This is a genomic window from Streptomyces olivoverticillatus, from assembly GCF_014203555.1.
Classification (GTDB): Bacteria; Actinomycetota; Actinomycetes; order Streptomycetales; family Streptomycetaceae; genus Streptomyces; species Streptomyces olivoverticillatus.
Genome location: NZ_JACHJH010000002.1, coordinates 679,408 through 700,411, shown reverse-complemented (window position 1 = coordinate 700,411; position 21,004 = coordinate 679,408). Strand labels below are relative to the sequence as shown.

The window sequence follows — 21,004 nt, the reverse complement described above, 5'->3', positions numbered from 1 at the left end:
CGGGTGGGCTTGCCTGCTCTCAGCTGTGCTCCACGACCGTGTCCGTGAGGACGGGCGCGTCGTCGCGCTCGACGGCGGTCGCGGTCACCTGGATGCGGCCCGGGGCCGGGGTGTCGCGCCACATCCGCACCCGCAGGGTCTCGCCGGGGAAGACGACTCCGGCGAAGCGGGTGGTGTACGAGCGCACGCGGGTGACGTCGCCGCCGAGCGCGGTGTCGACGACGGCCTTGAGGACGATGCCGTACGAGCACAGACCGTGCAGGATCGGCCGGTCGAATCCGGCGAGGGCGGCGAACTCGGGGTCGGCGTGCAGGGGGTTCCAGTCGCCCGAGAGGCGGTAGAGGAGGGCCTGGTCCTCGCGGATGGGACGGTCGGCCGTCAGGTCGGGTGCGGCGGCGGGGACTTCGAGGCGGGTGGTGGTGCCGCGCTCGCCGCCGAAGCCGCCCTCGCCCTTGACGAAGATCTCGCTGACGCTCGTCCACAGTGGCCCGTCGGCGTCGGCCACGTCGGCCCGGGTCACGATGACGGCGGCCTTGCCCTTGTCGTACACGGCGGCGACGCGCGAGGTCTGGACGGCCGCTTCGGCGCGGACGGGCAGCGGGCGGTGGAGGGTGACGGTCTGTCCGCCGTGCAGCACCGCGGAGAGGTCGACGTCGATGCCGGGGGCCGAGAGCCCGCCGCCCTCGGCGGCCATGCCGCCGCCCGCGACGGTGGCGAAGCTGGGCAGGACGTGCAGCCGGCTCTCCAGGGTGTAGCGGAGCTCGTCGGGGTCGGTGGCGGGGTGGGCCCGGCCCTGGCCCGATCCGGCCCCGACACCGAGGTGGTAGAGCAGGATGTCCTTGGGGTTCCAGGTGAGCGGGGTGCGCCGCGGTTCGGCGGAGGTGGCCTTGGCGGGGTCGATGGGCATGGAGGTCGGTGCTCCTTCGCCGGTCCGTAACAGTGACTGGAACGTCGACTCGGTACTGACTAGAACGTGTTCTACGGCTCAACCGCCCATGTATAGCCGGTCGTGGTGGGCATGGGAAGACAAATGTCACAGCAGGCCGAGGACGTTTGTGACTGCCCAGGTCAGGGGCGTGTTCCCTAGGCTGTGGCGCATGAAGTGCGGGACAGAGAAAACGGAGCGGGACGAGGGGCCGTTGCCGTCGAAGGCACCCAATATGCGGACCTTCGCGCTTTTCCTCCTCGTCAACATCCACGACACCATCTCCGTCCTCACCGGCGAGATGCCCCTGGCCTGGCTCGGCGGCCTGGGCGAGCTGGTCTTCACCGCGCTCTACCTCGCCACGATCGCCACCGCCCTCGACGAGCGCCGGCGCGACACGCGCGTGCCGCTGATCCTGCTCGCGGCCCTGGCCGTCGTCACCTTCGGCCTCGCCCTCGGCTACTGGACCCGCTGGCAGATGTGCTTCCCGCTGCTGTCCCTGGCCACCGGCGTCACGCTGCGCCGCAATCCACGGCTGATAGGGGCGGCGCTGGGCGCCCTGGGCATCATCTACGGGCTCATGGCGATGCTGCGTGCCGACAGCGACAGCACGGGGGACATCGTCGCCGCCGGGTGGGGCACGGGCCTGGCCGGGGTGGTCGCCGCCTCCGTGCTGAACCTCGTCGAGAGCAATGCCACCCTGCGTGCCACCCGTGAACAGCTCGCCCACGCGGCCGTGGAGCGCGAGCGCCTGCGCTTCTCCCGCGATCTGCACGACCTGTTGGGGCACACGCTGTCCGTGATCGTCGTCAAGGCCGAGGCGGTGCGCCGCCTGGGGCCGCGCAATCCGGAGGCGGCGTTCGGCCAGGCCGCCGACATCGAGGCGGTGGGCCGCCAGGCGCTGACCGAGATCCGCGAGGCCGTCACCGGCTACCGCGAGGGCAGCCTCACCACGGAGCTGGACAACGCCCGCTCCCTTCTCGACGCCTCGGGCATCACCGCCGAGATACGGCATTCGGGCCCGCCGCTGCCACCGCAGACCGGCGCCCTGCTGGGCTGGGTGGTGCGCGAGGGCATCACCAACGTCGTACGCCACAGCGGCGCTTCCCACTGCGAGATCGAGGTACGCGGCGAGCCCGGCCGGGTGCATCTGGAGATCACCGACGACGGGCGCGGCGTGGGACCGGCGGAGCCGGAAGCCGGGAAGGTCACGGGTGGCAACGGCCTCAAGGGCCTGACCGAGCGGCTGGCCGCCGCGGGCGGCTCGCTGGGCTCCGGCCCCGACGGCAAGCATGGATTCCGGCTCGTGGCAGAGCTTCCGGTGGACGAGGACGAGGAGGTGCGCGCCGCATGAGCAGCGTCATCAAGGTACTGCTGGCCGAGGACCAGGGCATGATGCGCGGAGCGCTGGCGCTGCTGCTGGGCCTGGAGGAGGACATCGAGATCGTCGCCCAGGTGGGCGACGGCGACGAGATCGTGCCCCAAGCACTGGCGGTCCGGCCGGACATCGCCCTCCTGGACATCGAACTCCCCGGCCGCAGCGGTCTGGACGCCGCCGCGGACCTGCGCACCCGGCTCCCCGAGTGCCGGGTGCTGATCCTGACGACCTTCGGCCGCCCCGGCTATCTGCGCCGGGCGATGGAGGCGGGCGCCTCCGGCTTCCTGGTCAAGGACGGCCCGGTGGAGGATCTCGCGGCGGCCGTCCGGCGGGTGCTCGCGGGCGAGCGCGTCATCGACCCGGCCCTCGCGGCGGCCGCGCTGAGCGCCGGCCCCAACCCGCTCACCCAGCGCGAACGCGACGTCCTGGCCGCCGCGGTGGACGGCGCCACGGTCGCCGACATCGCCGCCAAGGTCCACCTCTCCCCCGCCACGGTGCGCAACTACCTCTCGGCGGCCATCGGCAAGACCGGCACCCGCAACCGGATGGAAGCCGTCCGCGCCGCCCGGCAGAACGGCTGGCTGTAGCGGGAGCCGGTGGCGGCGGCCCGCGGGGCGTACGGCAGCATGGCCTGCGCCCAGCCCGTATGTATCGCAGGAGGTCAGGACCGCATGGAGCCCACGCCCGAGGTTGTTGCCGCGTTCGAGGCGGCGAAGGGCTTTATGCCGGTGGACGAGGGGCTCGCCCTGTACGCGGCGGCCGGGGAGGCGGCCGGGCTCGGGCTGCCGCTGCTGGAGGTGGGCACCTACTGCGGACGGTCGACCATCCTGCTGGCCGCCGCCGCGCGGGAGGCGGGGACGGTGGCCGTCACCGTCGACCACCACCGCGGGAGCGAGGAGCAGCAGCCCGGCTGGGAGTACCACGACCCGTCCGTGGTGGACGACGAGCCCGGCGTCGGACGGATGGACACCCTGCCCACTTTCCGGCGCACGCTCTACAAGGCGGGCCTGGAGGAGCACGTCATCGCCGTGGTCGGGCGCTCCCCGCAGGCGGCCAAGGTGTGGGCGGCGCCACTGGGGCTGGTGTTCATCGACGGCGGGCACACCGACGAGCACGCGCGGGCGGACTACGAGGGCTGGGTGCCGCACCTGGCCCCGGGCGGGCTGCTCGTCATCCACGACGTCTTCCCCGACCCGGCCGACGGTGGCCAGGCCCCGTACCGCGTGTACCGCAGAGCACTGGAATCCGGGGCGTTCACCGAGATCTCGGTGACGCACTCGCTTCGCGTACTGCGGCGTACCGGTGCCGGGCTCTGAGCGGCGGCGCTAGGCTCGCCCGCGTGTCCAACGGCAGCGTTTCCCAGATAACCCGGCGTCTCGGCGCCGGGCTGGCCGTGCTGTTCCTGGCCGCCGGGGCGGCGGGCTGCTCGGAGGGCCCGGTGGAGCGGGCCAAGAGAGAGCGTGCCGACGACAAGCGGGCCGCAGCGCCCGCGCCGTCGACCGCGGCCGCCACCACCATGCCCCGGCCGGGGCCCGCGGAGGCTTCCGGCACCCCGGCGCCCTCGCAGACGCCGCCCGGCAGCACGCCTCCCGCCGCCGACGGGCCCCTCAAGGGCAAGGTCGTCGTGGTCGATCCCGGGCACAACGTGCACAACAACGAGCACTCCGCCGAAATCAACCGCCAGGTCGACGTCGGCAACGGTCGCAAGGAGTGCGACACCACGGGCACCGAGACCAACTCCGGTTACACCGAGGCCGAATTCAGCCTCGACGTCTCGCACCGCCTGCGCGCAATCCTGCAAGCGCGCGGCGCCACCGTCACCTTGACCCACGACGGCGACCGCCCGTGGGGGCCCTGTGTGACCGAGCGGGCCGACATCGGCAACAAGGCCCACGGCGACGCCGCCGTCTCCGTGCACGCGGACGGGGCGGCCGTCGGCGACCGGGGCTTCCATGTGATCCTGCCCGCATCCGTGCACGCCGGGCAGGCGGACACCTCGGCCATCGTGGGTCCGTCCAAGGAGTTGGGTGCGCGCATCGCGGGGAACTTCGTCCGGACCACCGGCAGCGCACCCTCCAACTACATCGGCGACGGCACCGGACTGAACACCCGGGACGACCTGGGCGGCCTCAACCTGTCCACGATTCCCAAGGTCTTCATCGAGTGCGGCAACATGCGCGACCCCCAGGACGCGGCGCAGCTCACCGACGGGGACTGGCGCGAGAAGGCGGCGCAGGGCATCGCCGACGGCATCACGGACTTCCTGCGCCGGTAAAAGCCTGCGCCGTTAAAGCCTGCGCCATTAAAGGACGGGCAGGCCACAGCCGTGTCACGACGGTGATACGAAGAAGACGCCCCCCGCATCCGGACGATAGGTTCCCCGTACCATGAGGGGCCGCCACCCCCGCACCTTTCGCTTCTCGCGTCCCGACAGCGACGAACCGACTGCAACACTGACAGCACTGACAAAGGACTTTAGGTGAACATCCGCTCCCTCACTCGAGGCGACGGCGGGGTGATCGGAGCAGCGGTGTTGCTGTTCATCGCCTCGTTCCTCAGCTTCCGCTCGTACGACTGCGGGAATTCGCTCGGCTGTCCCAAGGAGCCGTCGGGCTGGAAGGCCGAGCTGTTCCCGGCCCTTCCCTCGATCTTCCTCGCCGGAATCATCGCCGCGGGCCTGATCGTCGCCGCCCGCTTCCAGCCGGAGGGCCGCAAGGTCCTCGGCATCGGCCTGGACCAGTGGGGCAGCGTGCTCGCCGTGTCCGCCGCGTGGTCCTCGCTGTGGACGATCTTCGGTGGCCCGGACGTGGACCAGATCTCGCCCGGCGTCGGCCAGATCCTCGCGCTGATCGCCAACCTGCTGCTCGCCACGATCGCCCTGCTCACCCCGCGCACCCCGGCGCTGAAGGCCCCGCTCATGGGTGCCCCGCAGGCCCCGTCCCCCTACGGCATGGGCCCGAACCAGGGCTACGGCTACCCCGCCCAGGGCGCCGGCCAGCCCGGCCCGTACGGCGCGCAGCAGCAGCCCTACGGCGCCCAGGCCCCGCAGGCCGGTCCGGCGCAGGCCCACCAGCCGGCCGCCGCGGCTCCGGCCCCGCAGCACGATGCCGGCCAGCCGGCCGCGCCCGCCGGGGACTTCGCTCCGTTCTGGTTCGCGGTGCCGGTGAACCGGCCGCTGTACGGCGAGGACGGTTCGCCGTCGCCGATCGCCGAGCTGGTGCCCGGCACCTGGTACCTCGCGGTGGACCAGCGCGGTCAGGCGCTCGTCGCGCAGACGCAGGACGGCCGTCGCGGCGTGCTGCAGGACACCACGGGCATTCAGCGCGGCTGAGCCCGCGCGCTTTTCCCGTACGGCCCGCCGGGTGCATCCCGGCGGGCCGTCGTCTTGTCCGGGGCCCGCGCATCTCACACACTGTCAGCCATGCGACTGGGTCTCATGCTCGGCTACTGGGGCCGCGGGCCCGACCCCCGGCACCTCGAACTCGCCCGGCAGGCCGAGCGACTCGGCTACCACTCGGTGTGGACCTCCGAATCCTGGGGGTCGGACGCCTTCACCCCGCTGGCCTGGATCGCCGCCCACACCGAGCGGATCCTGCTCGGCACGGCCGTGGCCCAGATGGCAGCCCGCAGCCCGGCCGCGACGGCGATGCAGGCGCTCACCCTCGACCATCTCTCCGGCGGCCGGATGCTGCTGGGGCTGGGGCTGTCGGGGCCGCAGGTCGTCGAGGGGTGGTACGGGCGGCCGTTCCCCGAGAGTCCGCTGACGGCGACGCGCGAATACGTGGACGTGGTGCGGCAGGTGCTGCGCCGGCAGGCGCCGGTCACGCTCGACGGCCGCTACCATCCGCTGCCCTACACCGGGCCGGGCGCCACGGGCCTGGGCAAGCCACTGCGGTCCGTCACCCACCCGCTGCGGCCGGACCTGCCGGTGCTGCTCGGCGCGGAGGGGCCGCGCAACGTCGCGCAGACCGCCCGGATCGCCGACGGCTGGCTGCCGCTGTACTGGTCCCCGCTGAACACGGGCCTGCACGCGGCCGCCCTCGCGGGCGTGGCCGAGGGCTTCATGGTGGCGCCGCTGGCACAGGCCCGCCTCTGCGCCGACATCGCGCAGGGGCTGCGGCCGGTGAAGACGATGCTCGCCTTCTACATCGGCGGCATGGGCCATGCGGCCCGCAATTTCCACGCCGACCTGATGGCCCGGATGGGCTTCGAGGTGGCGGCCCGCCGCATCCAGCGGCTCTTCGCCGCCGGGCGGCGGGAGGAGGCGGTGGCCGCGGTGCCGGACGCCTTCGCCGACGAGATCTCCCTGGTGGGCCCGCGCGGGCGCATCGCCGAGCGACTGGAGCTGTGGCGGAAGGGTCCGGTCACCGATCTGCTCGTCACCGTGCCGGACGAGGGGACGCTGCGGGTGCTGGCGGAGCTGAATTCTTGAGCAGGGCCGGTACCCGCGCGACTTGGGGCGTCCCCTAGAACTTGGCGTTCTCCAGCCACAGTTCGAGCATCTCGCGCTCGCCGTGGACCTCGACCTTCGCGCTGTCCAGCGGCAGGCGGCGGTAGGTGAGCAGGAGCAGATCGCGCATCGGGCCGCGGACGGCGACGGCCGCCTTCTCATGGGAGCGGCGCCAGGTGACCAGCTCACCGGTGGCGTCTATGAACCACTCGCCCGACTCGGGTGCGGTGTCCGTGGCATGCAGGTGCAGGGTACGGCCGGGACCACAGAGCTTCTTGAGCTCGGGCCTGAACTCGACGACCATCGGGGCGCCGACGATGTCCAGCCACTCGTCGAGAGTGTCCGCGGCGATCTCGGGGTCGATGGTGAAGTCGGCGCCGAGGGCGAGGAGGGCATCGGCGCGGTGGATGACGGTCTCGTGCACCATGCGGCGCGCCCAGAAGGCCGAGACGTTCCGGCCGTCGAAGGTCCAGACGGTGGCGTCGGGGCCGCTCGCGCGCAGGACGGCGACCAGGGCCTCGGCACCTTCGGCCAGCCACCGGGCGGCGCCGGCCGCATCGTCGAAGGGGTGGCCGGTGGTCGCATCGCCGACGGGCCGCCCCGGGAACCCGGTGAGCCGCTGCTCGACGATGCGGGCGACGCCGCGGTGGGCCTGGCCGAGGTGGTGGAGGAGATCGGCCAGGGTCCACTCGGGGCAGGTGGGGACGGGGGCCTTGAGATCGGCCCCCTCCAGCGCGGTACACAGCAGGCCCGTCTGGGCGAGGACCTCGGAACAATAACGCTCATGGCTGTGAAGGGTCATGGCGCCAACTCTAGGCCCGGCCACTGACAATGGCCGGGCGTCCGCCGGTTACGGCTGCGTGCAGCAGTCCGGCTCCAGCCCGACGGGCAGCCGCTCGCCGCCGAAGACCGCCGTCGTCGCCTCGTCGCCGCCGAGCGCGGCCGCGGCCAGCAGCAGCGAGCCGGCGGTCCAGGTGGTGAGCTCCTCCGGCCAGACGGCGCGGTCCTCGAAGACGTAGCCGGTCCAGTACAGGCCGTTCTCGGCGCGCAGGTGCTGGATCCACTGCAGGATCTCCACCGCCCGGTCCGACTCGCCCATGACCCACAGCGCCAGGGCCAGTTCGCAGCTCTCGCCGCCGGTCACCCAGGGGTTGGGCAGTACGCAGCGCACGCCGAGACCGGGCACCACGAAGTCGTCCCAGCGCTCCTCTATGCGCTCCTTGGCCGCCGCGCCGGTGACCGCGCCGCCGAGGACCGGGTAGTACCAGTCCATGGAGTAGCGGCTCTTGTCGGCGAACCGCTCGGGGTGGCTGCGGATGGCGTGCCCCAGCAGCCCCACCGCCAACTCCCAGTCGGGCTGGGGCTCCTCGCGGTGCTCGGCGATGGCCAGGGCGCAGCGCAGCGCCTGGTGGATGGAGGAGCAGCCGGTGAGCAGCGCCTCGGTGCGGTCGATGCCGCCGTCCTCGGGGTCCTCGCGCTTCCAGCCGATCTGCCCGCCGGGCTGCTGGAGTTGGAGGACGAACTCGACGGCGGCGTAGACGGTGGGCCACATGCGGTCGAGGAAGGCGTCGTCGCCGGTGGCGAGGTAGTGGTGCCAAACACCGACGGCGGCGTAGGCGACGAAGTTGGTCTCGCGTCCGCGGTCGGTGGGTTCGTCGGCGGCGCCGTCGGCGTAGGCGGCGTACCAGGAGCCGTCGGAGTTCTGGTGGGCGGCGAGCCAGCGGTAGGCGGCCTCGGCGCGGGTGTGCTCGCCCGCGGCGTCCAGTGCCATGGCGGCCTCGACGTGGTCCCAGGGGTCGAGGTGGTGGCCGCGGAACCAGGGTATGGCTCCGTCGGGCCGCTGCTCCGCGGCGATGGCCGCCACGGTGTGGGCGGCCTGTTCTGCGGTGAGCACTCCGGGCAGCACGAGGCGCTCGGTACGGCCGGGACTGGTCATCGAGCGGCCTGCGCGGGCAGGTGCGGCTTGGTCGCGTAGGCCACGAAGCTCTTGCCGATCAGGGGGTTGAGGGCCTGCTCGGCGAGGCGGGTGGCCTTGGGCTTCTTCATGATGTCCCAGACCAGCAGCTTGTGGTAGGCGCGGACGGGCAGCGCAGCGTCTTGACCGTCCTTGCCCACCCCGAAGGCGCACTTGAGCCACCAGTAGGGGCTGTGCAGACCGTGGGCGTGGTGGGTGCCGTAGGGCTTGAGGCCGGCCTCGCGCATCTTGCCCAGCAGCTCCTCGGCCTTGTAGATGCGGATGTGGCCGCCCTCGACCTCGTGGTAGGCGTCGCTGAGCGCCCAGCAGACCTTCTCGGGGCCGTAGCGGGGCACGGTGATGGCAATCCGGCCGCCCGGCTTGAGGACGCGCACCATTTCGGCGAGGACGCCCTTGTCGTCGGGGATGTGCTCCATGACCTCGGAGATGATGACGACGTCGAAGGTGTCGTCGGGGAAGGGCAGCGCGAGGGCGTCGCCCTCCATGGCGGTGGCGGTGGCGCCCTCGGGGGCCTCGCCGGCCTCCTTCATGGCGCCGAACCACTTGGCGACCTCGCGGATCTCCTCACCGTTGCGGTCGAGGGCGACGACGCGGGCGCCTCGCCGGTAGCACTCGAAGGCGTGCCGGCCCGCGCCGCACCCCAGATCGAGTACGCGGTCGCCTGCGGCGAGCGGGAAGCGGGAGAAATCGACGGTCAGCACGGCTGTTTGCTTTCGTCCGGCGGGGCAGGTCGGTGGGCGGCGGCGGCCGCAGCCGCCGCGGGGAGGGTCATGGGCGCAGTGCAGCGCCGTGGCCCGCGCGGGCCATCGCCGCGCGGTAGTGCTCGGCCGTGCCGATCGCCGCCTGGCGCCAGGTGAAGCGGGCCAGTACGCGCTCGCGGCCGGCGGCGCCCAGCCGGCGGCGCAGCTCCTCGTCGCCCAGCAGCCGGTCCAGGGCCGCGGCCAGTGCTGCCGCGTCGCCCGGGGGGACCGCGAGGCAGGTCTCGCCGTCGGGGCCGGCGACCTCCGGGATCGCCCCGCCGGTGGTGGCGACGAGCGGAGTGCCGGTGGCCATGGCCTCCGCGGCGGGCAGGGAGAAGCCCTCGTAGAGCGAGGGCACGCAGGCGACCTCGGCGGAGCGGACGAGGTCCACGAGCTCGGCGTCGGTGATGCCCTTGACGAACTCGACGGCGCCTTCCAGCCCGTAGCGCCTGATGGCGGCCGCCACCGGCCCGTTCTCGGCGCGCTTGCCGACCACGACGAGGTGGGCGTCGGGGTTGCCGGCGCGCAGGGTGGCGAGCGCCTCGACGAGGTACACCAGGCCCTTGAGCGGGACGTCGGCGCTGGAGGTGGTGACGATGCGGCCGGGGATGCGCGGGACGGAGGGGTCGGGCGAGAAGAGGGTGGTGTCGGCGCCGATGTGGACGACGTGCACGCGCTCGGGCCGTACGCCGAGGTGGTCGACGATCTCCTGCCGGGAGGAGCCGGAGACGGTGAGCACGGACGGCAGCCGCCGGGCGACCCGGCCCTGCATCCGGGTGAAGCCGTACCAACGGCGCACCGAGTAGCGCCGCTTCCAGCCGTCGGCGGCGTCCAGCTCCAGCTGCCGGTCGACGGTGATGGGGTGGTGGATCGTGGTGACCAGGGCGGCGCCGAGCGCGGCGGAGCCGCCGAGGAGCCCGTAGCCGAGGGTCTGGTTGTCGTGGACGACGTCGAACTCGCCACGGCGGGCGGCCAGGTGGCGGCGGGCGCGCAGGGAGAAGGTCAGCGGCTCGGGGAAGCCGCCGGTCCACATGGTGCCGACCTCCAGCGCGTCGACCCAGTCGCGGTACTCGTCGCGCTTGGGGGTGCGGAAGGGGTCGGGCTGGCGGTAGAGGTCGAGGCTGGGGAGGCGGGTGAGGGTGACGCCGTCGGCGGTGTCCAGGACCGGGTAGGGCTGGGCGCCGATGACCTCGACGGTGTGTCCGAGGCGAGCCAGCTCGCGGGAGAGGTGGCGTACGTAGACGCCCTGGCCGCCGCAGAACGGGTTGCCCTTGTAGGTGAGGAGCGCGATGCGCAGCGGGCGGTCACCGCTCCCGTCCAGGAGGCGGCCGTCTTGCACAAGTGCCGGCTCCGTGGCCTCAGCGGTCAACTCCGGCCTCCTTCTCGCTGCTGTTCCGGCGGAGCGTAACCGGTCGCGCTAATCTAGAACAAGTTTCAGATGGGTCGTCCAGAAGCTTGAATCTACCGGCACGTCAGGGAACCGAAAGGGCCGCGGCAGGTGATTCGCGCCACGGCCCGGCCCCTGCCATGCTGTGCCATCCGCCCGCACAGACACCGCTGGACAGCTCGCCACGGAATGGGACATATGGCTACGGAACCCAGGTCGCCTCTTGCCTCTCTCGCGCCGGCCACGCCCCTGACGGAGCGTCAGGAGGCCCGGCGGCGCCGGATCCTGCAGGCCACCACCCAGCTGGCGAGCCGCGGCGGCTTCGACGCCGTGCAGATGCGGGAGGTCGCCGAGCTGTCCAGCGTGGCCCTCGGCACGCTCTACCGCTACTTCCCCTCCAAGGTCCACCTGCTCGTGGCCACCATGCAGGACCAGCTGGAGCACCTGCACGAGACGCTGCGCAAGCGCCCGCCCACCGACCAGGACCCGGCCGCGCGCGTCGCCCAGACCCTGATGCGCGCCTTCCGCGCGATGCAGCGCGAACCCCACCTGGCCGACGCCATGGTGCGCGCCCTCACCTTCGCCGACCGCTCGGTGAGCGCCGAGGTCGACACCGTCTCCCGGCTCACCACCGCCATCGTCCTGGACGCGATGGGCCTCACGGGCCGCCCCTCCCCCGAGCAGCTGTCGGCCGTGCGCGTCATCGAGCACACCTGGCACTCCGCCCTGATCACCTGGCTGTCGGGGCGGGCCTCCATCGCCCAAGTGAAGATCGACATCGAGACGGTCTGCGGGCTCATCGGCACGCCCGCCGAGCCCGCCCGCGCCTGACCGCCGCCCCGGCAGGGCGCACGGTCCTCGCCGGCGGGGCGGACACGGCCGGATTCCTACGCCCTTACGCCCCCCGCGGACCGGGTATCCGCACCCGGGACAGTTACTCGCGACGGTATGAATTTACCGACGTGCCCGAGGTGGTTGGCCCGACCGAACGGGGAGAGGCGGAACGTGACCCGAGTTCTTCTGATACACGACACCTACCTGCTGCGCACGGCACTGGCGGCACTCATCGGCAGGGAGCCGGACCTCGAGGTGTCCTCGGCGTCCTGGCACGGCGCGCTCGCCACCTCCCGGGCCGTGCGGCCCGACGTGTGCGTGGTGGACATGGACAGCCCCGAGGCGGGCGGCGCAGGCGGCATCGGGGAGTTGGGCAACCGTGGGGACGAGGGGGACGAAGCGAGCGCACTGTTGGCACTGGCGACCGCCGGACGACCGGGGCCCCTGCGCCGGGCCTACGAGGTGGGAGCCTTGGGGTACTTGAGCAAAAACGCTTCACCTGATCGTCTTGTGGAGGGCATAAGGCATGTGGCGAAAGGAGAGCGCTACATCGACGAGTCCCTCGGCTTCGGCTTCCTTCAGGCCGCCGAGATGCCGCTGACCCGAAGAGAACTGAGCGTGCTCTCACTCGCCGCCGAAGGCGCCTCCATCGGCGAGATCGCCCGCAGTCTGCACCTGTCGAACGGGACGGTGCGCAATTACATGGCCGCGATCACCCGCAAGACCGGGGCCCGCAACCGGGTCGACGCCATCCGGATCTCGCGCGGAGCGGGATGGCTGTGAGCCCACCAGGTCCCGGTAGAGCGCCGACCGGCCCAGCAGCTCCCGGTGCGTCCCCGCGTCCGTCCGGGGCCCGTCCATGACCAGCACGCGATCCGCGCGGCGCGCCGAGCCCGCGCGGTGAGCGATGACCACGAGGGTGCCGCCGGGCCGCGCCGCGAAGGCCCGCTCGGCGCGCGCCTCGGCGGCCGGGTCGAGATGACAGGCCGCCTCGTCCAGCAACACCACGGGTGCGGGTGAGAGGTACGCCCGGACCAGTGCGATCCGCTGCCGCTCCCCCGCCGACAGCTCACCGGGCGCCACCGGCGCCTCCAGCCCGCCCAGCCGCCGTACCAGGGGACCTGCGTCCAGCGCGTGGACGGCGGCCGCGATCTCGCCCTCGCCGACCGGGCCCTCGCGCAGGTAGCACACGTTCTCCCGGAGGGTGCCGGAGAAGACGTACGCCTCCTGGGGGATCAGCACGCGCCGCGCGGCCGCCCCTCGTGTGCGCGCCGCCGTCCCGGCCACCCGCACCTCGCCCGCCCACGGCTCCAGCAGCCCCGCCATCAACGAGGCCAGCGTCGACTTCCCCACCCCGCTCGGCCCCACCACGGCGAGGAACGCCCCGGCGGGCAGGGCCAGATCGAGCCCGCGCACCACGGGCTCGGCGTGCTCGCCGTACCCGAAGGTGACGCCGCGCAGCTCCACGGCGAAGCGCGCGGGCGCGGCAGGCGGGACGCACGGCAGCTCGGGCCGGTCCGGGGGCTGCGCGGTCAGGCGGCGGATCACCACCATCAGCCGGGAGCCGCTCGTGCCCAGCCCGTGCACAAGATTCTGCAGCGCGGGCAGCAGCGACTGCGTGAGATACGCCAGGGCCCCCACGAAGGCGCCCGGCGTGACCCCGTGGTCCAGCAGCCACGGCGCGGCCGCCAGCAGCGGCACCACGGGGAAGCGGCCCGCCACGGCCAGGGCCGCGGCCCGCGCCACGGACCAGCGGGCCAGGGCGTCGGCCGTCCGGCGCTCGGCGTCGACGAGCGCGCCCGCCTCGGCGCCCGCCCGCTGCTCGGCGCCGCTCGCGGCGATGTCGCGCAGGCCCGCGCAGAGGTCGCCGAGGGACTGTGCCACGGCCTCGTCGGCCGCGAGGAACGCCTCTTGGCGGCGGGCCAGCGGCCGCAGCGTCACCACGAACAGCCCCAGCCCCAGCAGGAGCGGCGGCACCACGACCACCAGCAGGACCGGCGCGAGGAGGAAGAGCCCCACCAGCGCGCCCGCGGCCGTGAAGACGAAGGACCGCGAGACCATCACCAGGCCCGCGAAGGTGTCCCGGGCGATCTCCACCTGATGCGTCAGCCGGGACACCGCCGCGCCGTCGCCGTCCCGCAGCGCCCGCAGGACCACGCGCCGCACGAGTGCGTCCCGCAGCGGCTCCACGAGCGCGGCCACGCCCCGGTAGGTGCGCCCCGTGCCGTAGGCGCCCGCGGCCACGGCGGCGGCCGCGAGGCCCAGCCAGGCCAGCCCGGTGGCCACCCGGCCCGCGAGGAAGCCGGAGTCCAGCGCCTTGGCCAGCGCGTATCCGGTGGCGAAGGTGTGCGCGGCCTCCACCGCCGACCACAGGGCCAGGCGCAGCAGCACGCCCCGGCGCCGGGAGAGGAAGCGCAGGGCTTCGCGGTAGGGCGTGCCGGGCGTCGGTGCCGGGACGCCGTGCCGCCGCCGTACGACCGGGCGGGGCCGGTGCCCGCGGCCCGTACGCGCGGGGTGGGGGCCGGCGTGCCTGCCGCGCGTCATCCCTCGAACACCGCCCGGTAGTCGGCGCGTTGCCACAGCTCCTCGTGAGTGCCGGTGGCACGGATCCGCCCGCCGTCCAGCCAGGCCACGCGGTCGGCGCGGGCCGCCGTCGTCACACGGTGGGCGACGATCAGGCGGGTGCCCGCGGTGACGTCGTGCACCAGGGCGCGGCTCACCTTGAGTTCGGTGACGGAGTCGAGGCTGGAGGTGGCGTCGTCGAGGACGAGCAGCCGGCCCGCGTGGGCGAAGGCGCGGGCCAGGCCGAGGCGTTGGAGCTCGCCGCCGGACAGGGGCGCGTCGGCGCAGGGGGTGACGTAGCCGTCGGGCAGGCGGCGTATGAAGTCGTCCGCGCAGGCGGCGCGCGCGGCGGCGGTGACGGCCTCGGGAGCCGGCAGGGAAGCGCCGAAGCCGATGGTGCCGCCGATCGTGCCGCCCAGCAGTGCGGGCCGTTCGAAGGCGTAGCCGACCTCGCGGCGCAGCTCCTCGTGGGCGAGCCCGTCCAGGGGCACCCCATCGAGCGTGACGGTGCCGCCGTCGGGGTCGGCCAGGCGGCCGGCGATCGCGGCGAGCACCGACTTGCCGGTGCCGGAGCGGCCGACGACGGCGAGGGTGGTGCCGCCGGGCACGTCGAGGTCCACTCCGCGCAGCACGTGTCTGCCGCCGCGCTCGGCGCGCACGCCGCGCAGCCGCAGGGTGCCGTCGCCGCCTTCGGGCAGGCGCCGGGTGCCGTGGGCGGTGGGGGCGTGGGCGAGCGGTTCGGCGAGGCGGGCGGCCGCGGTGCGGCTGTGGACGAGGGCGTTGAGCTGGCCCACGAGCATGCCGATGCCGGCCGCCAGCACGGCGTAGCGCGAGGCGGCCAGCAGGTCGCCGACGCTCAGCCGGCCGTGCGCGAGGCCCAGTCCGGCCACGGCGAGGACGGCGATCTGCAGCAGCGGGACGACGGTGGCGGCTTGTGCGGTGGAGCGGCCCTGGACCTGCCACATGCGGTGGCCGTACTGGGAGAGGCCGGGCAGCGGCCGCAGGATGCGCTCGCGCTCGCGGTCGGCGGTGCCTGCCGCGGCGATGGTCCGCAGGCCGCCCAGGGCCTCGACGAGGCGGCCCGCGAGGTCGCCCTGGAGCCGCTGGTAGGCGGTGAGGCTGTCGGCGGAGGCGCGGGCGAAGGCCCGCAGCAGCAGGGCGAGTACGGGGGCTCCGGCGAGGAAGGTGACGGCGAGCCAGGGGTCGATGAGGCCGAGGCCGACGATGCCGCCCACCGGCCCGGCCACGGAGGCGACGGTGCGGGCGAGCGATGCGGGGGCGGTGCCCACCGCGGCGGCGTTGCCGACGAGCCGGGTGACGAGGTCGCCGGGGGCGAAGTGCCCGGTCAGGCGCGGCCCGACGGCCAGGACGTGGCGCAGACAGCGGTGCCGCAGCCCGGCGGTGGCGCGGGCGGTGGTGGTGCCGGTGAGCAGGTCGTCCGTGGCGTCCAGCACCGCGGGCAGGAGGATGAGGGCGGCGCACAGCCAGACCCACCGGGGTGCCTCGCCGCGGCGGGCGAGCAGCAGGTCCAGGGTGTGCCCGAGGACCGCGGGCAGCAGCAGGGCGGCGGCGGTGCTCGCCGTGGCGGTCAGGGCGAGGGCGGCGGTACGGGCTGCGGTGCGGCGGACCGCGTCGGCCACGAGCCGGTCGCCTGCCGTGCGGGCCATGGGCGGCGGATCCCCTCCCTTGCGTTCCGTACCGTCGGGCGAGCGGGCCCTCCCGCGAGGGAGGGCCCGCCCGGAGCGGTTTCCCGCTGGTGTCACGGGCGCCGAGGGCGGCCCGGACACGGCTGGGTCACAGACAGATCAGCACGCTGGCATCGCTGACGCAGGACAGCAGGCTGACCGTGCTCGCGCCGCCTCCGCCGTGGGCCAGTTCCTCGGACTCCATGTTCTGCAGGTCGAGAAGCGCCATGATCTTTTCCTTTCGTGGGGACGGATGGGGACGTGGTGGTGCGGTTTTGCCACGGCTCCACAGCGTGGTGGAGCCGGCCTTGGGGCCCCTACAGGGGCGGCAGGAACGGCAGCCGGGCCGGGCGGTCGCCGCCCTGGGCGGCGCCGAGCGCCAGCAGGCAGCCGGCCGTTCCGGTGGTGAGGTCCATCGACAGCCGCATCATCTGGTGGCCGGGGAAGGCCAGCCCGCCCTCGTAGGGCATCCCGTACCAGCCCAGGGCCGCGACTTGGGCGGCGAGGCGTTCGGGGGTGGCGCCGGGGGCGGTGGTGCGGCTGAGGTGCCAGATCATTCCGGCGCGGCCCTGCATCAGGCCGGGCTGGGCGTAGAAGCGGGAGCGGGCGGCGGTGAGAATGGCGTCGCGGGCCGGGGCGAGCTCGTCCTCCTCGTCCGGGCGGTGGGCGAGGTAGTCGTCGAGGACGGCGCCGATGCCCACGCTGCCGTCGCCGAGGTAGGGCATGGTGCGCCAGCCCTCGTCCACTTCGAGGGAGCCCCTCGCCGTGGTCGTGCAGCGGTCGAGGTCGGCGCGCAGGGCCGTGCCGGCGAGGTCGAGCAGGGCGGGGGCGCCCGTGCGCTCGTAGAGCCGCAGGAAGAACAGGGCGGGTCCGGTCGCGCCGCGCATCAGTCCGGCGCGGCGGCGCCCGGGGCCTTCCGGGTCGGCGAGCTCGGCGGTGAGCCGGTCGGCGAGCAACTGGGCGGCTTCGACGGCCCGTTCGTGGAAGTGCGGCTCGCCGGTGGTGCGGGCGAGGTGGTCGAGGACGAGGCCGAGGCCCGCCAGTCCGCTGCGCAGGTCGGAGGTGAGCTGCTGCCACTTCTCGGCGAGGACGGTGCCGGTGAGGTCGAGGGCGCGCTGGGTGTGCCCGAGGCGGTCGAGGGCGAAGGCGACTCCGGCGAGGCCGTCGTAGAGGCCGAGCGGGGTGCCGGGCGGCGCCGGGTCGGCGTGGTCGAGCAGCCACTTCTCGCCTTCTTCGTAGCGCTCGGCGCCCACTTCGGCGAGGGCGTAGAGCACTCCGGCGGCGCCGTGCGCGAGGCCGAGGCCGCCGCCTTCGGAGAACTGCGCGATGTCGCCGGGGAAGAGCCGGTCGTCGCGGCCGGGCGTGGCGGAGGCGAGAATGGCGCGGACCATGGAGTCGTGGGCGGCGGGCCAGTCGGCGGTCGACGGCAGCCGCTCGGGGCGGGCGGGCCGGGCGGGCGCCTGTCGCGGGCGGATGTCGCGGGTGATCTCGGCGACGGCCTCGTCGAGGAACCCCCTCGGCACGGGGAAGTGTTCGGCGACGATGTCGGCGAGGTCGGCGGCCTTGCCGCGGTCGATGACGAACAGCGTGGTCACCGGCAGGAACAGGGCGATGCGCAGGCAGGCCAGCGCATAGCGGTCGACGTCGGTGCCGGTGCGGTCCGGCGGGGCGAAGAAGCCCGGGTGGGCGACGATCTGGCGGCCGCCCTCGGTGACGGGGGCCGCGGCCTCGAAGTCGATGAGGGCGACGGACTCCTCGTCCGGCGCGACCATGATGTTGAACATGTGCAGGTCGTTGAAGACCACTCCCCTGGCGTGCACGGCCGCGACCGCCTCCTCGACGGCGCGGTGGATGCGCAGCGCCCAGGCGGTGTAGTCGGCGACCGCCGCAGGGTCGGGGTCGGTGGTGAGCAGCGGATGGCGTTCGCCGAAGAAGGAGTTGAGGGGGCGGCCCTCGATGAAGTCCATGACGAGGAAGCGGTGGTCGCCGAGGGTGAACCAGTCGCGGACGCCCGGGGCGACGCCGAGCCCCGACAGCTGCTCCAGCGCGGTCTTCTCGCGCTCCAGCCGGGCGATGGCGTCGGCACCGTCGGCAGCGAGACCGGCGTGCGGCCGGGCTTCCTTGAGGACGACGGTGCTGCCGTCGCGGGTGTCGGTGCCGCGGTAGACACCGCCGCCGTTGGAGAAGTGCAGGGCCTTCTCGATGCGGTAGGGCAGGTCGCCGACGGTGGTGGCGTTGCGGGCGGCGAGGTGGGATTCGAGGAAGGCCGGGAGCTTGACCCACGCGGGCGTCTGGAAGGTGGGGTTGCGCAGGTCGGGCACGAGCGTGCCGGACTCGTCCTCGATGGCGGGGACGAGCGTGCCGCGGGCGTCCACGCAGTAGCGGCGGGCGAAGGCGCCGTAGCGGACGTAGAGCGGGCCCTCGTGCCAGCGCAGGTCGGTGAGGATGTAGGGGCCGGGGCTGCCGCCGACGATCTCGTGGAGTCCGGTGAGGACCTCGTGCAGCTGCTCCTCGTCCGCCGGGTAGACGGTGACGAACTTTCCGCTGGTGTCGCGGGTGGCGTACTTGTTGTTCCGCAGGTGGAGCAGGTGCGGTGCGGGGACGAACTTGAACGGGATGCGCCGGGCGACGCAGTAGTCCCAGACCGCGGCGGCGGTGCGCTCCGCGCCGTCCGCGGTGGCGGAGGCGTGGATCTTCCAGCCCTGGAGCGGCGCTCCGGCGCCGGGCCGGCCGTCCTCGCCGACGGGCGCGAGGTGGAGCCAGTCGCCGTTGCGGGCGGATTCCCAGCCCTCGGGGACCGGGCGCCGGGCCGTCTCGAACAGGGCTGCTTCCCCGCCGGCCGTGCCGCCGGCGCGGGCGGTCAGCCGGTCCGGGATCTCGTAGAAGTGCCTGTCTGCCAGGCAATAGACCTCGTACCGCTTGTCCATCGGACCCCCCTCGGCTGCGACGAGATGAGATTTCCACGGGGCCGAGGGGCGGACCAGTCGCATGTGTCATGAAGTAACCGTGCGGAACGCATGAGTAACAAACGGCGTTTCCGGCGAGGGTCGTTCGCAGCCGTCAGTCCTCGGGCGGGAAGACCGCCTCTCCGGTGTCGGCGCGCCGGATGGCGACGGCTTCGACCGGGCAGCACTCGGCGGCGGCCAGCACCTCTTCGCTCGCGTCGGTCTCCGACGCCACGGGGTGCGACTTGTGGGCGGGGCCGAGGCGGAAGGCCTTGGGCGCCGCGCCCGCACACTGCCCGGAGCCGACGCACACGCGCCGGTCCACGGTCACCCGCCAGCGCCCGCCGCCGGTCATGAGCGCTCCTCGGGCACGGCGGGCGCTTCAGGCACGTCAGGCGCGGATTGCGTGGGGGCGGTCCCGTAGCCGGCGGGCAGGTGGATCATCTTCTGCTCCAGGTATTCGGCGAACCCCTCGGGCCCGAACTCCCGCCCCACGCCGGAGTTCTTGTAGCCGCCGAACGGCCCGAGCATGTCGAGTCCGAAGGTGTTCACCGAGTACGTGCCCGTGCGCACCCGGCGCGCGACGTCGATGCCGCGCTCGACATCGCTCGTCCAGACGCTGCCGGAGAGCCCGTAGTCGGAGTCGTCGGCGATCCGTACGGCCTCCTCCTCGTCCTCGTAGGGCAGCAGGCAGACGACGGGGCCGAAGATCTCCTCGCGGGCGATGCGCATGTCGTTGGTGACGCCGCCGAAGAGGGTGGGCTCGACGTACCAGCCCTTGGCGAGCTTCTCGGGGCGGCCGCCGCCCGTCAGGATCTCGGCGCCTTCGCGCAGTCCGAGGTCGATATAGGCGAGCGAGCGGTCGCGCTGCCGCCGGGCCACGAGCGGGCCGACCTGGGTGGCCGGGTCGAGCGGGTCGCCGACGGCCAGTTCGGCCGCGGCCGCGGCGAGGCGCTCGGCGGCCTCGGCGTAGCGGGAGCGGGGCACGAGGACGCGGGACTGGGCCACGCAGGCCTGTCCGTTGTTCATCCAGGCGCTGGGGACGATCCCGGCGACGGCTGCGTCCAGGTCGGCGTCGGGCAGCACGATGGCGGCGGACTTGCCGCCGAGCTCCAGGGTGACGCGGGCGAGGTGGCGGGCGGCGACCTCCATCACGCGCTTGCCCGCCGTGACGGAGCCGGTGAAGGAGACCTTGTCGACGCCGGGGTGTCCGACCAGGTACTCGCCGGTCTCCCGGCCCGCGGGCAGGATCGACAGCACCCCTTCCGGAAGTCCTGCTTCCGCTGCGATCCCGGCCAGCACGTAGGAGTCGAGCGGCGTCTCGGGCGCGGGCTTGAGCACCACCGAGCAGCCCGCGAGCAGGGCGGGCGCGAGCTTGGCGGCCGCCACGAACTGCGGCACGTTCCACGGCACGACGGCCGCCACGACGCCGACCGGCTCCCGCCGTACGAGCAGCGGCCCGAGCACCCCGGCGCGCCGCTCCTCGTACGGGAAGTCGCGGGCGACGGTGATCGCGCAGTCCCACACCAGCACGGCGCCGAGGGCCTGCGCGAGGACGCTCCAGGAGTAGGGGGAGCCGTTCTGTGCGGAGATGGTCCGGGCGAGCTCCTCGTGCCGGGCGGCGAGGGCGTCCTTGATGCGGGTGACGACCTCGATCCGCTCCCCGAGGGGGCGCCCGGCCCAGACGCCGCGGTCGAAGGCCTCGCGGGCGGCCGCCACCGCCCGGTCCACGTCGGCGCGCGCGGCGTGCGGGACGCGGCCGATGACCTCTTCGGTGTGCGGCGAGACCACCTCGATGGTGTCGGCGGTGGCGGGTTCCAGCCATGCACCGCCGATGAAGAGCTGTCCGTACTCGGCCGTCGTGCCCATCTCCGGTCGCCTCCCGCCGTCGGCAGCAGAACTGACGTTCCATCAGAACTGATAGCAGCTGTGGTGGGGGCGGGCAATGGCCGCAGGACGTGTCCGGCCGCCCGGACCTGGCAGTACCGGAGGCCGCCGGGGCGCCGGATAAAGTGGTCAGCCGCCACCAAACCGGCATCCGGCGAGACCACCGGTCACGCCCGACCGGCCGGGAACACGGCGCCGCCGAGAACACCGAGCACGCCCGACCCAGCCAGAGCCCG

Annotated in this window: 18 protein-coding genes and 1 pseudogene; 8 read left to right on the top strand and 11 right to left on the bottom strand. The window is 73.6% G+C overall.

Annotated elements, in window-relative coordinates; all coding sequences use genetic code 11:
• Positions 1-19 precede the first annotated feature (19 nt).
• A complete protein-coding gene (locus FHS39_RS08505) occupies positions 20-907 on the bottom strand; it encodes a MaoC/PaaZ C-terminal domain-containing protein (protein WP_184347917.1) in 888 nt (295 codons plus the stop codon).
• A 190-nt stretch (positions 908-1,097) separates the two neighbouring features.
• On the opposite strand from FHS39_RS08505, the gene FHS39_RS08500 reads away from it, so the two are divergent.
• The 6 genes from FHS39_RS08500 (at position 1,098) to FHS39_RS08475 (ending at position 6,735) form a co-directional block, all read left to right on the top strand.
• Entirely contained in the window at positions 1,098-2,279 is a 1,182-nt protein-coding gene (locus tag FHS39_RS08500) for a sensor histidine kinase (protein WP_184347915.1), read from the top strand.
• Complete coding sequence (locus tag FHS39_RS08495; protein WP_184347912.1) at positions 2,276-2,890, top strand: response regulator transcription factor; 615 nt, start codon at positions 2,276-2,278, stop codon at positions 2,888-2,890. Before FHS39_RS08500 ends, FHS39_RS08495 begins: the two co-directional genes overlap by 4 nt.
• Before the next feature lie 84 nt (positions 2,891-2,974).
• Positions 2,975-3,619 (top strand): class I SAM-dependent methyltransferase, encoded by a 645-nt coding sequence (locus FHS39_RS08490; RefSeq protein ID WP_184347910.1) that lies wholly within the window; start codon positions 2,975-2,977, stop codon positions 3,617-3,619.
• 23 nt (positions 3,620-3,642) lie between these two features.
• Positions 3,643-4,578, top strand: a complete 936-nt coding sequence (locus FHS39_RS08485) for an N-acetylmuramoyl-L-alanine amidase (RefSeq protein ID WP_343069443.1) — start codon at positions 3,643-3,645, stop codon at positions 4,576-4,578.
• A gap of 204 nt (positions 4,579-4,782) precedes the next feature.
• A complete protein-coding gene (locus FHS39_RS08480) occupies positions 4,783-5,634 on the top strand; it encodes a DUF5336 domain-containing protein (protein ID WP_184347908.1) in 852 nt (283 codons plus the stop codon).
• 90 nt (positions 5,635-5,724) lie between these two features.
• Positions 5,725-6,735 carry an LLM class F420-dependent oxidoreductase gene (locus FHS39_RS08475; RefSeq protein ID WP_184347906.1) on the top strand — a complete coding sequence of 337 codons (1,011 nt, stop codon included), beginning with the start codon at positions 5,725-5,727 and terminating at the stop codon, positions 6,733-6,735.
• 34 nt (positions 6,736-6,769) lie between these two features.
• Here the strand turns inward: FHS39_RS08475 and FHS39_RS08470 are convergent, their stop codons facing one another.
• The 4 genes from FHS39_RS08470 to FHS39_RS08455 all read right to left on the bottom strand — a co-directional run bounded on the left by FHS39_RS08470 (position 6,770) and on the right by FHS39_RS08455 (position 10,837).
• On the bottom strand, positions 6,770-7,555 hold the full coding sequence (locus tag FHS39_RS08470; RefSeq protein ID WP_184347904.1) for a maleylpyruvate isomerase family mycothiol-dependent enzyme: 786 nt from the start codon (positions 7,553-7,555) through the stop codon (positions 6,770-6,772).
• Positions 7,556-7,603: 48 nt separating this feature from the next.
• A complete protein-coding gene (locus FHS39_RS08465) occupies positions 7,604-8,689 on the bottom strand; it encodes a prenyltransferase/squalene oxidase repeat-containing protein (protein ID WP_184347902.1) in 1,086 nt (361 codons plus the stop codon).
• Positions 8,686-9,429 (bottom strand): methyltransferase domain-containing protein, encoded by a 744-nt coding sequence (locus tag FHS39_RS08460; RefSeq protein WP_184347900.1) that lies wholly within the window; start codon positions 9,427-9,429, stop codon positions 8,686-8,688. Before FHS39_RS08460 ends, FHS39_RS08465 begins: the two co-directional genes overlap by 4 nt.
• 67 nt (positions 9,430-9,496) lie before the next feature.
• Positions 9,497-10,837 carry a glycosyltransferase family 4 protein gene (locus FHS39_RS08455; protein WP_184347898.1) on the bottom strand — a complete coding sequence of 447 codons (1,341 nt, stop codon included), beginning with the start codon at positions 10,835-10,837 and terminating at the stop codon, positions 9,497-9,499.
• Between the two features lie 216 nt (positions 10,838-11,053).
• Here FHS39_RS08455 and FHS39_RS08450 point away from each other — a divergent pair, with 216 nt between their 5' ends.
• Positions 11,054-11,686 (top strand): TetR family transcriptional regulator, encoded by a 633-nt coding sequence (locus FHS39_RS08450; RefSeq protein ID WP_184347896.1) that lies wholly within the window; start codon positions 11,054-11,056, stop codon positions 11,684-11,686.
• Positions 11,687-11,803: 117 nt separating this feature from the next.
• Positions 11,804-12,388 (top strand): annotated as a pseudogene (locus FHS39_RS08445) (LuxR C-terminal-related transcriptional regulator); the annotation flags it as partial.
• On the opposite strand, the gene FHS39_RS25810 reads toward FHS39_RS08445, so the two are convergent.
• The 6 genes from FHS39_RS25810 to FHS39_RS08415 all read right to left on the bottom strand — a co-directional run bounded on the left by FHS39_RS25810 (position 12,314) and on the right by FHS39_RS08415 (position 20,750).
• Positions 12,314-14,233 (bottom strand): ATP-binding cassette domain-containing protein, encoded by a 1,920-nt coding sequence (locus tag FHS39_RS25810; RefSeq protein ID WP_343069442.1) that lies wholly within the window; start codon positions 14,231-14,233, stop codon positions 12,314-12,316. The pseudogene FHS39_RS08445 and the gene FHS39_RS25810 sit on opposite strands and share 75 nt — an antisense overlap.
• Complete coding sequence (locus tag FHS39_RS08435; protein ID WP_184347892.1) at positions 14,230-15,918, bottom strand: ABC transporter ATP-binding protein; 1,689 nt, start codon at positions 15,916-15,918, stop codon at positions 14,230-14,232. The genes FHS39_RS25810 and FHS39_RS08435 overlap by 4 nt, the downstream gene beginning before the upstream one ends.
• A gap of 127 nt (positions 15,919-16,045) precedes the next feature.
• On the bottom strand, positions 16,046-16,165 hold the full coding sequence (locus FHS39_RS08430) for a SapB/AmfS family lanthipeptide (RefSeq protein WP_184347890.1): 120 nt from the start codon (positions 16,163-16,165) through the stop codon (positions 16,046-16,048).
• Between the two features lie 88 nt (positions 16,166-16,253).
• A complete protein-coding gene (gene lanKC / locus FHS39_RS08425; protein WP_184347882.1) occupies positions 16,254-18,863 on the bottom strand; it encodes a class III lanthionine synthetase LanKC in 2,610 nt (869 codons plus the stop codon).
• Between the two features lie 133 nt (positions 18,864-18,996).
• Positions 18,997-19,236, bottom strand: coding sequence for a ferredoxin (locus FHS39_RS08420; protein ID WP_184347880.1), 240 nt, complete (start codon positions 19,234-19,236; stop codon positions 18,997-18,999).
• Positions 19,233-20,750: an aldehyde dehydrogenase gene (locus tag FHS39_RS08415; RefSeq protein ID WP_184347878.1), complete on the bottom strand. Its 1,518-nt coding sequence runs from the start codon at positions 20,748-20,750 to the stop codon at positions 19,233-19,235. Before FHS39_RS08415 ends, FHS39_RS08420 begins: the two co-directional genes overlap by 4 nt.
• Positions 20,751-21,004 lie beyond the last annotated feature (254 nt).

What these genes read in the sequence shown, in the direction of transcription:
- lanKC (WP_184347882.1), bottom strand. Translation starts at nt 18,863, where the DNA reads ATGGACAAGCGGTACGAGGTCTATTGCCTGGCAGACAGGCACTTCTAC.
- FHS39_RS08435 (WP_184347892.1), bottom strand. Translation starts at nt 15,918, where the DNA reads ATGGCCCGCACGGCAGGCGACCGGCTCGTGGCCGACGCGGTCCGCCGC.
- FHS39_RS25810 (WP_343069442.1), bottom strand. Translation starts at nt 14,233, where the DNA reads ATGACGCGCGGCAGGCACGCCGGCCCCCACCCCGCGCGTACGGGCCGC.
- FHS39_RS08465 (WP_184347902.1), bottom strand. Translation starts at nt 8,689, where the DNA reads ATGACCAGTCCCGGCCGTACCGAGCGCCTCGTGCTGCCCGGAGTGCTC.
- FHS39_RS08420 (WP_184347880.1), bottom strand. Translation starts at nt 19,236, where the DNA reads ATGACCGGCGGCGGGCGCTGGCGGGTGACCGTGGACCGGCGCGTGTGC.
- FHS39_RS08450 (WP_184347896.1), top strand. Translation starts at nt 11,054, where the DNA reads ATGGCTACGGAACCCAGGTCGCCTCTTGCCTCTCTCGCGCCGGCCACG.
- FHS39_RS08470 (WP_184347904.1), bottom strand. Translation starts at nt 7,555, where the DNA reads ATGACCCTTCACAGCCATGAGCGTTATTGTTCCGAGGTCCTCGCCCAG.
- FHS39_RS08430 (WP_184347890.1), bottom strand. Translation starts at nt 16,165, where the DNA reads ATGGCGCTTCTCGACCTGCAGAACATGGAGTCCGAGGAACTGGCCCAC.
- FHS39_RS08490 (WP_184347910.1), top strand. Translation starts at nt 2,975, where the DNA reads ATGGAGCCCACGCCCGAGGTTGTTGCCGCGTTCGAGGCGGCGAAGGGC.
- FHS39_RS08475 (WP_184347906.1), top strand. Translation starts at nt 5,725, where the DNA reads ATGCGACTGGGTCTCATGCTCGGCTACTGGGGCCGCGGGCCCGACCCC.
- FHS39_RS08500 (WP_184347915.1), top strand. Translation starts at nt 1,098, where the DNA reads ATGAAGTGCGGGACAGAGAAAACGGAGCGGGACGAGGGGCCGTTGCCG.
- FHS39_RS08415 (WP_184347878.1), bottom strand. Translation starts at nt 20,750, where the DNA reads ATGGGCACGACGGCCGAGTACGGACAGCTCTTCATCGGCGGTGCATGG.
- FHS39_RS08505 (WP_184347917.1), bottom strand. Translation starts at nt 907, where the DNA reads ATGCCCATCGACCCCGCCAAGGCCACCTCCGCCGAACCGCGGCGCACC.
- FHS39_RS08495 (WP_184347912.1), top strand. Translation starts at nt 2,276, where the DNA reads ATGAGCAGCGTCATCAAGGTACTGCTGGCCGAGGACCAGGGCATGATG.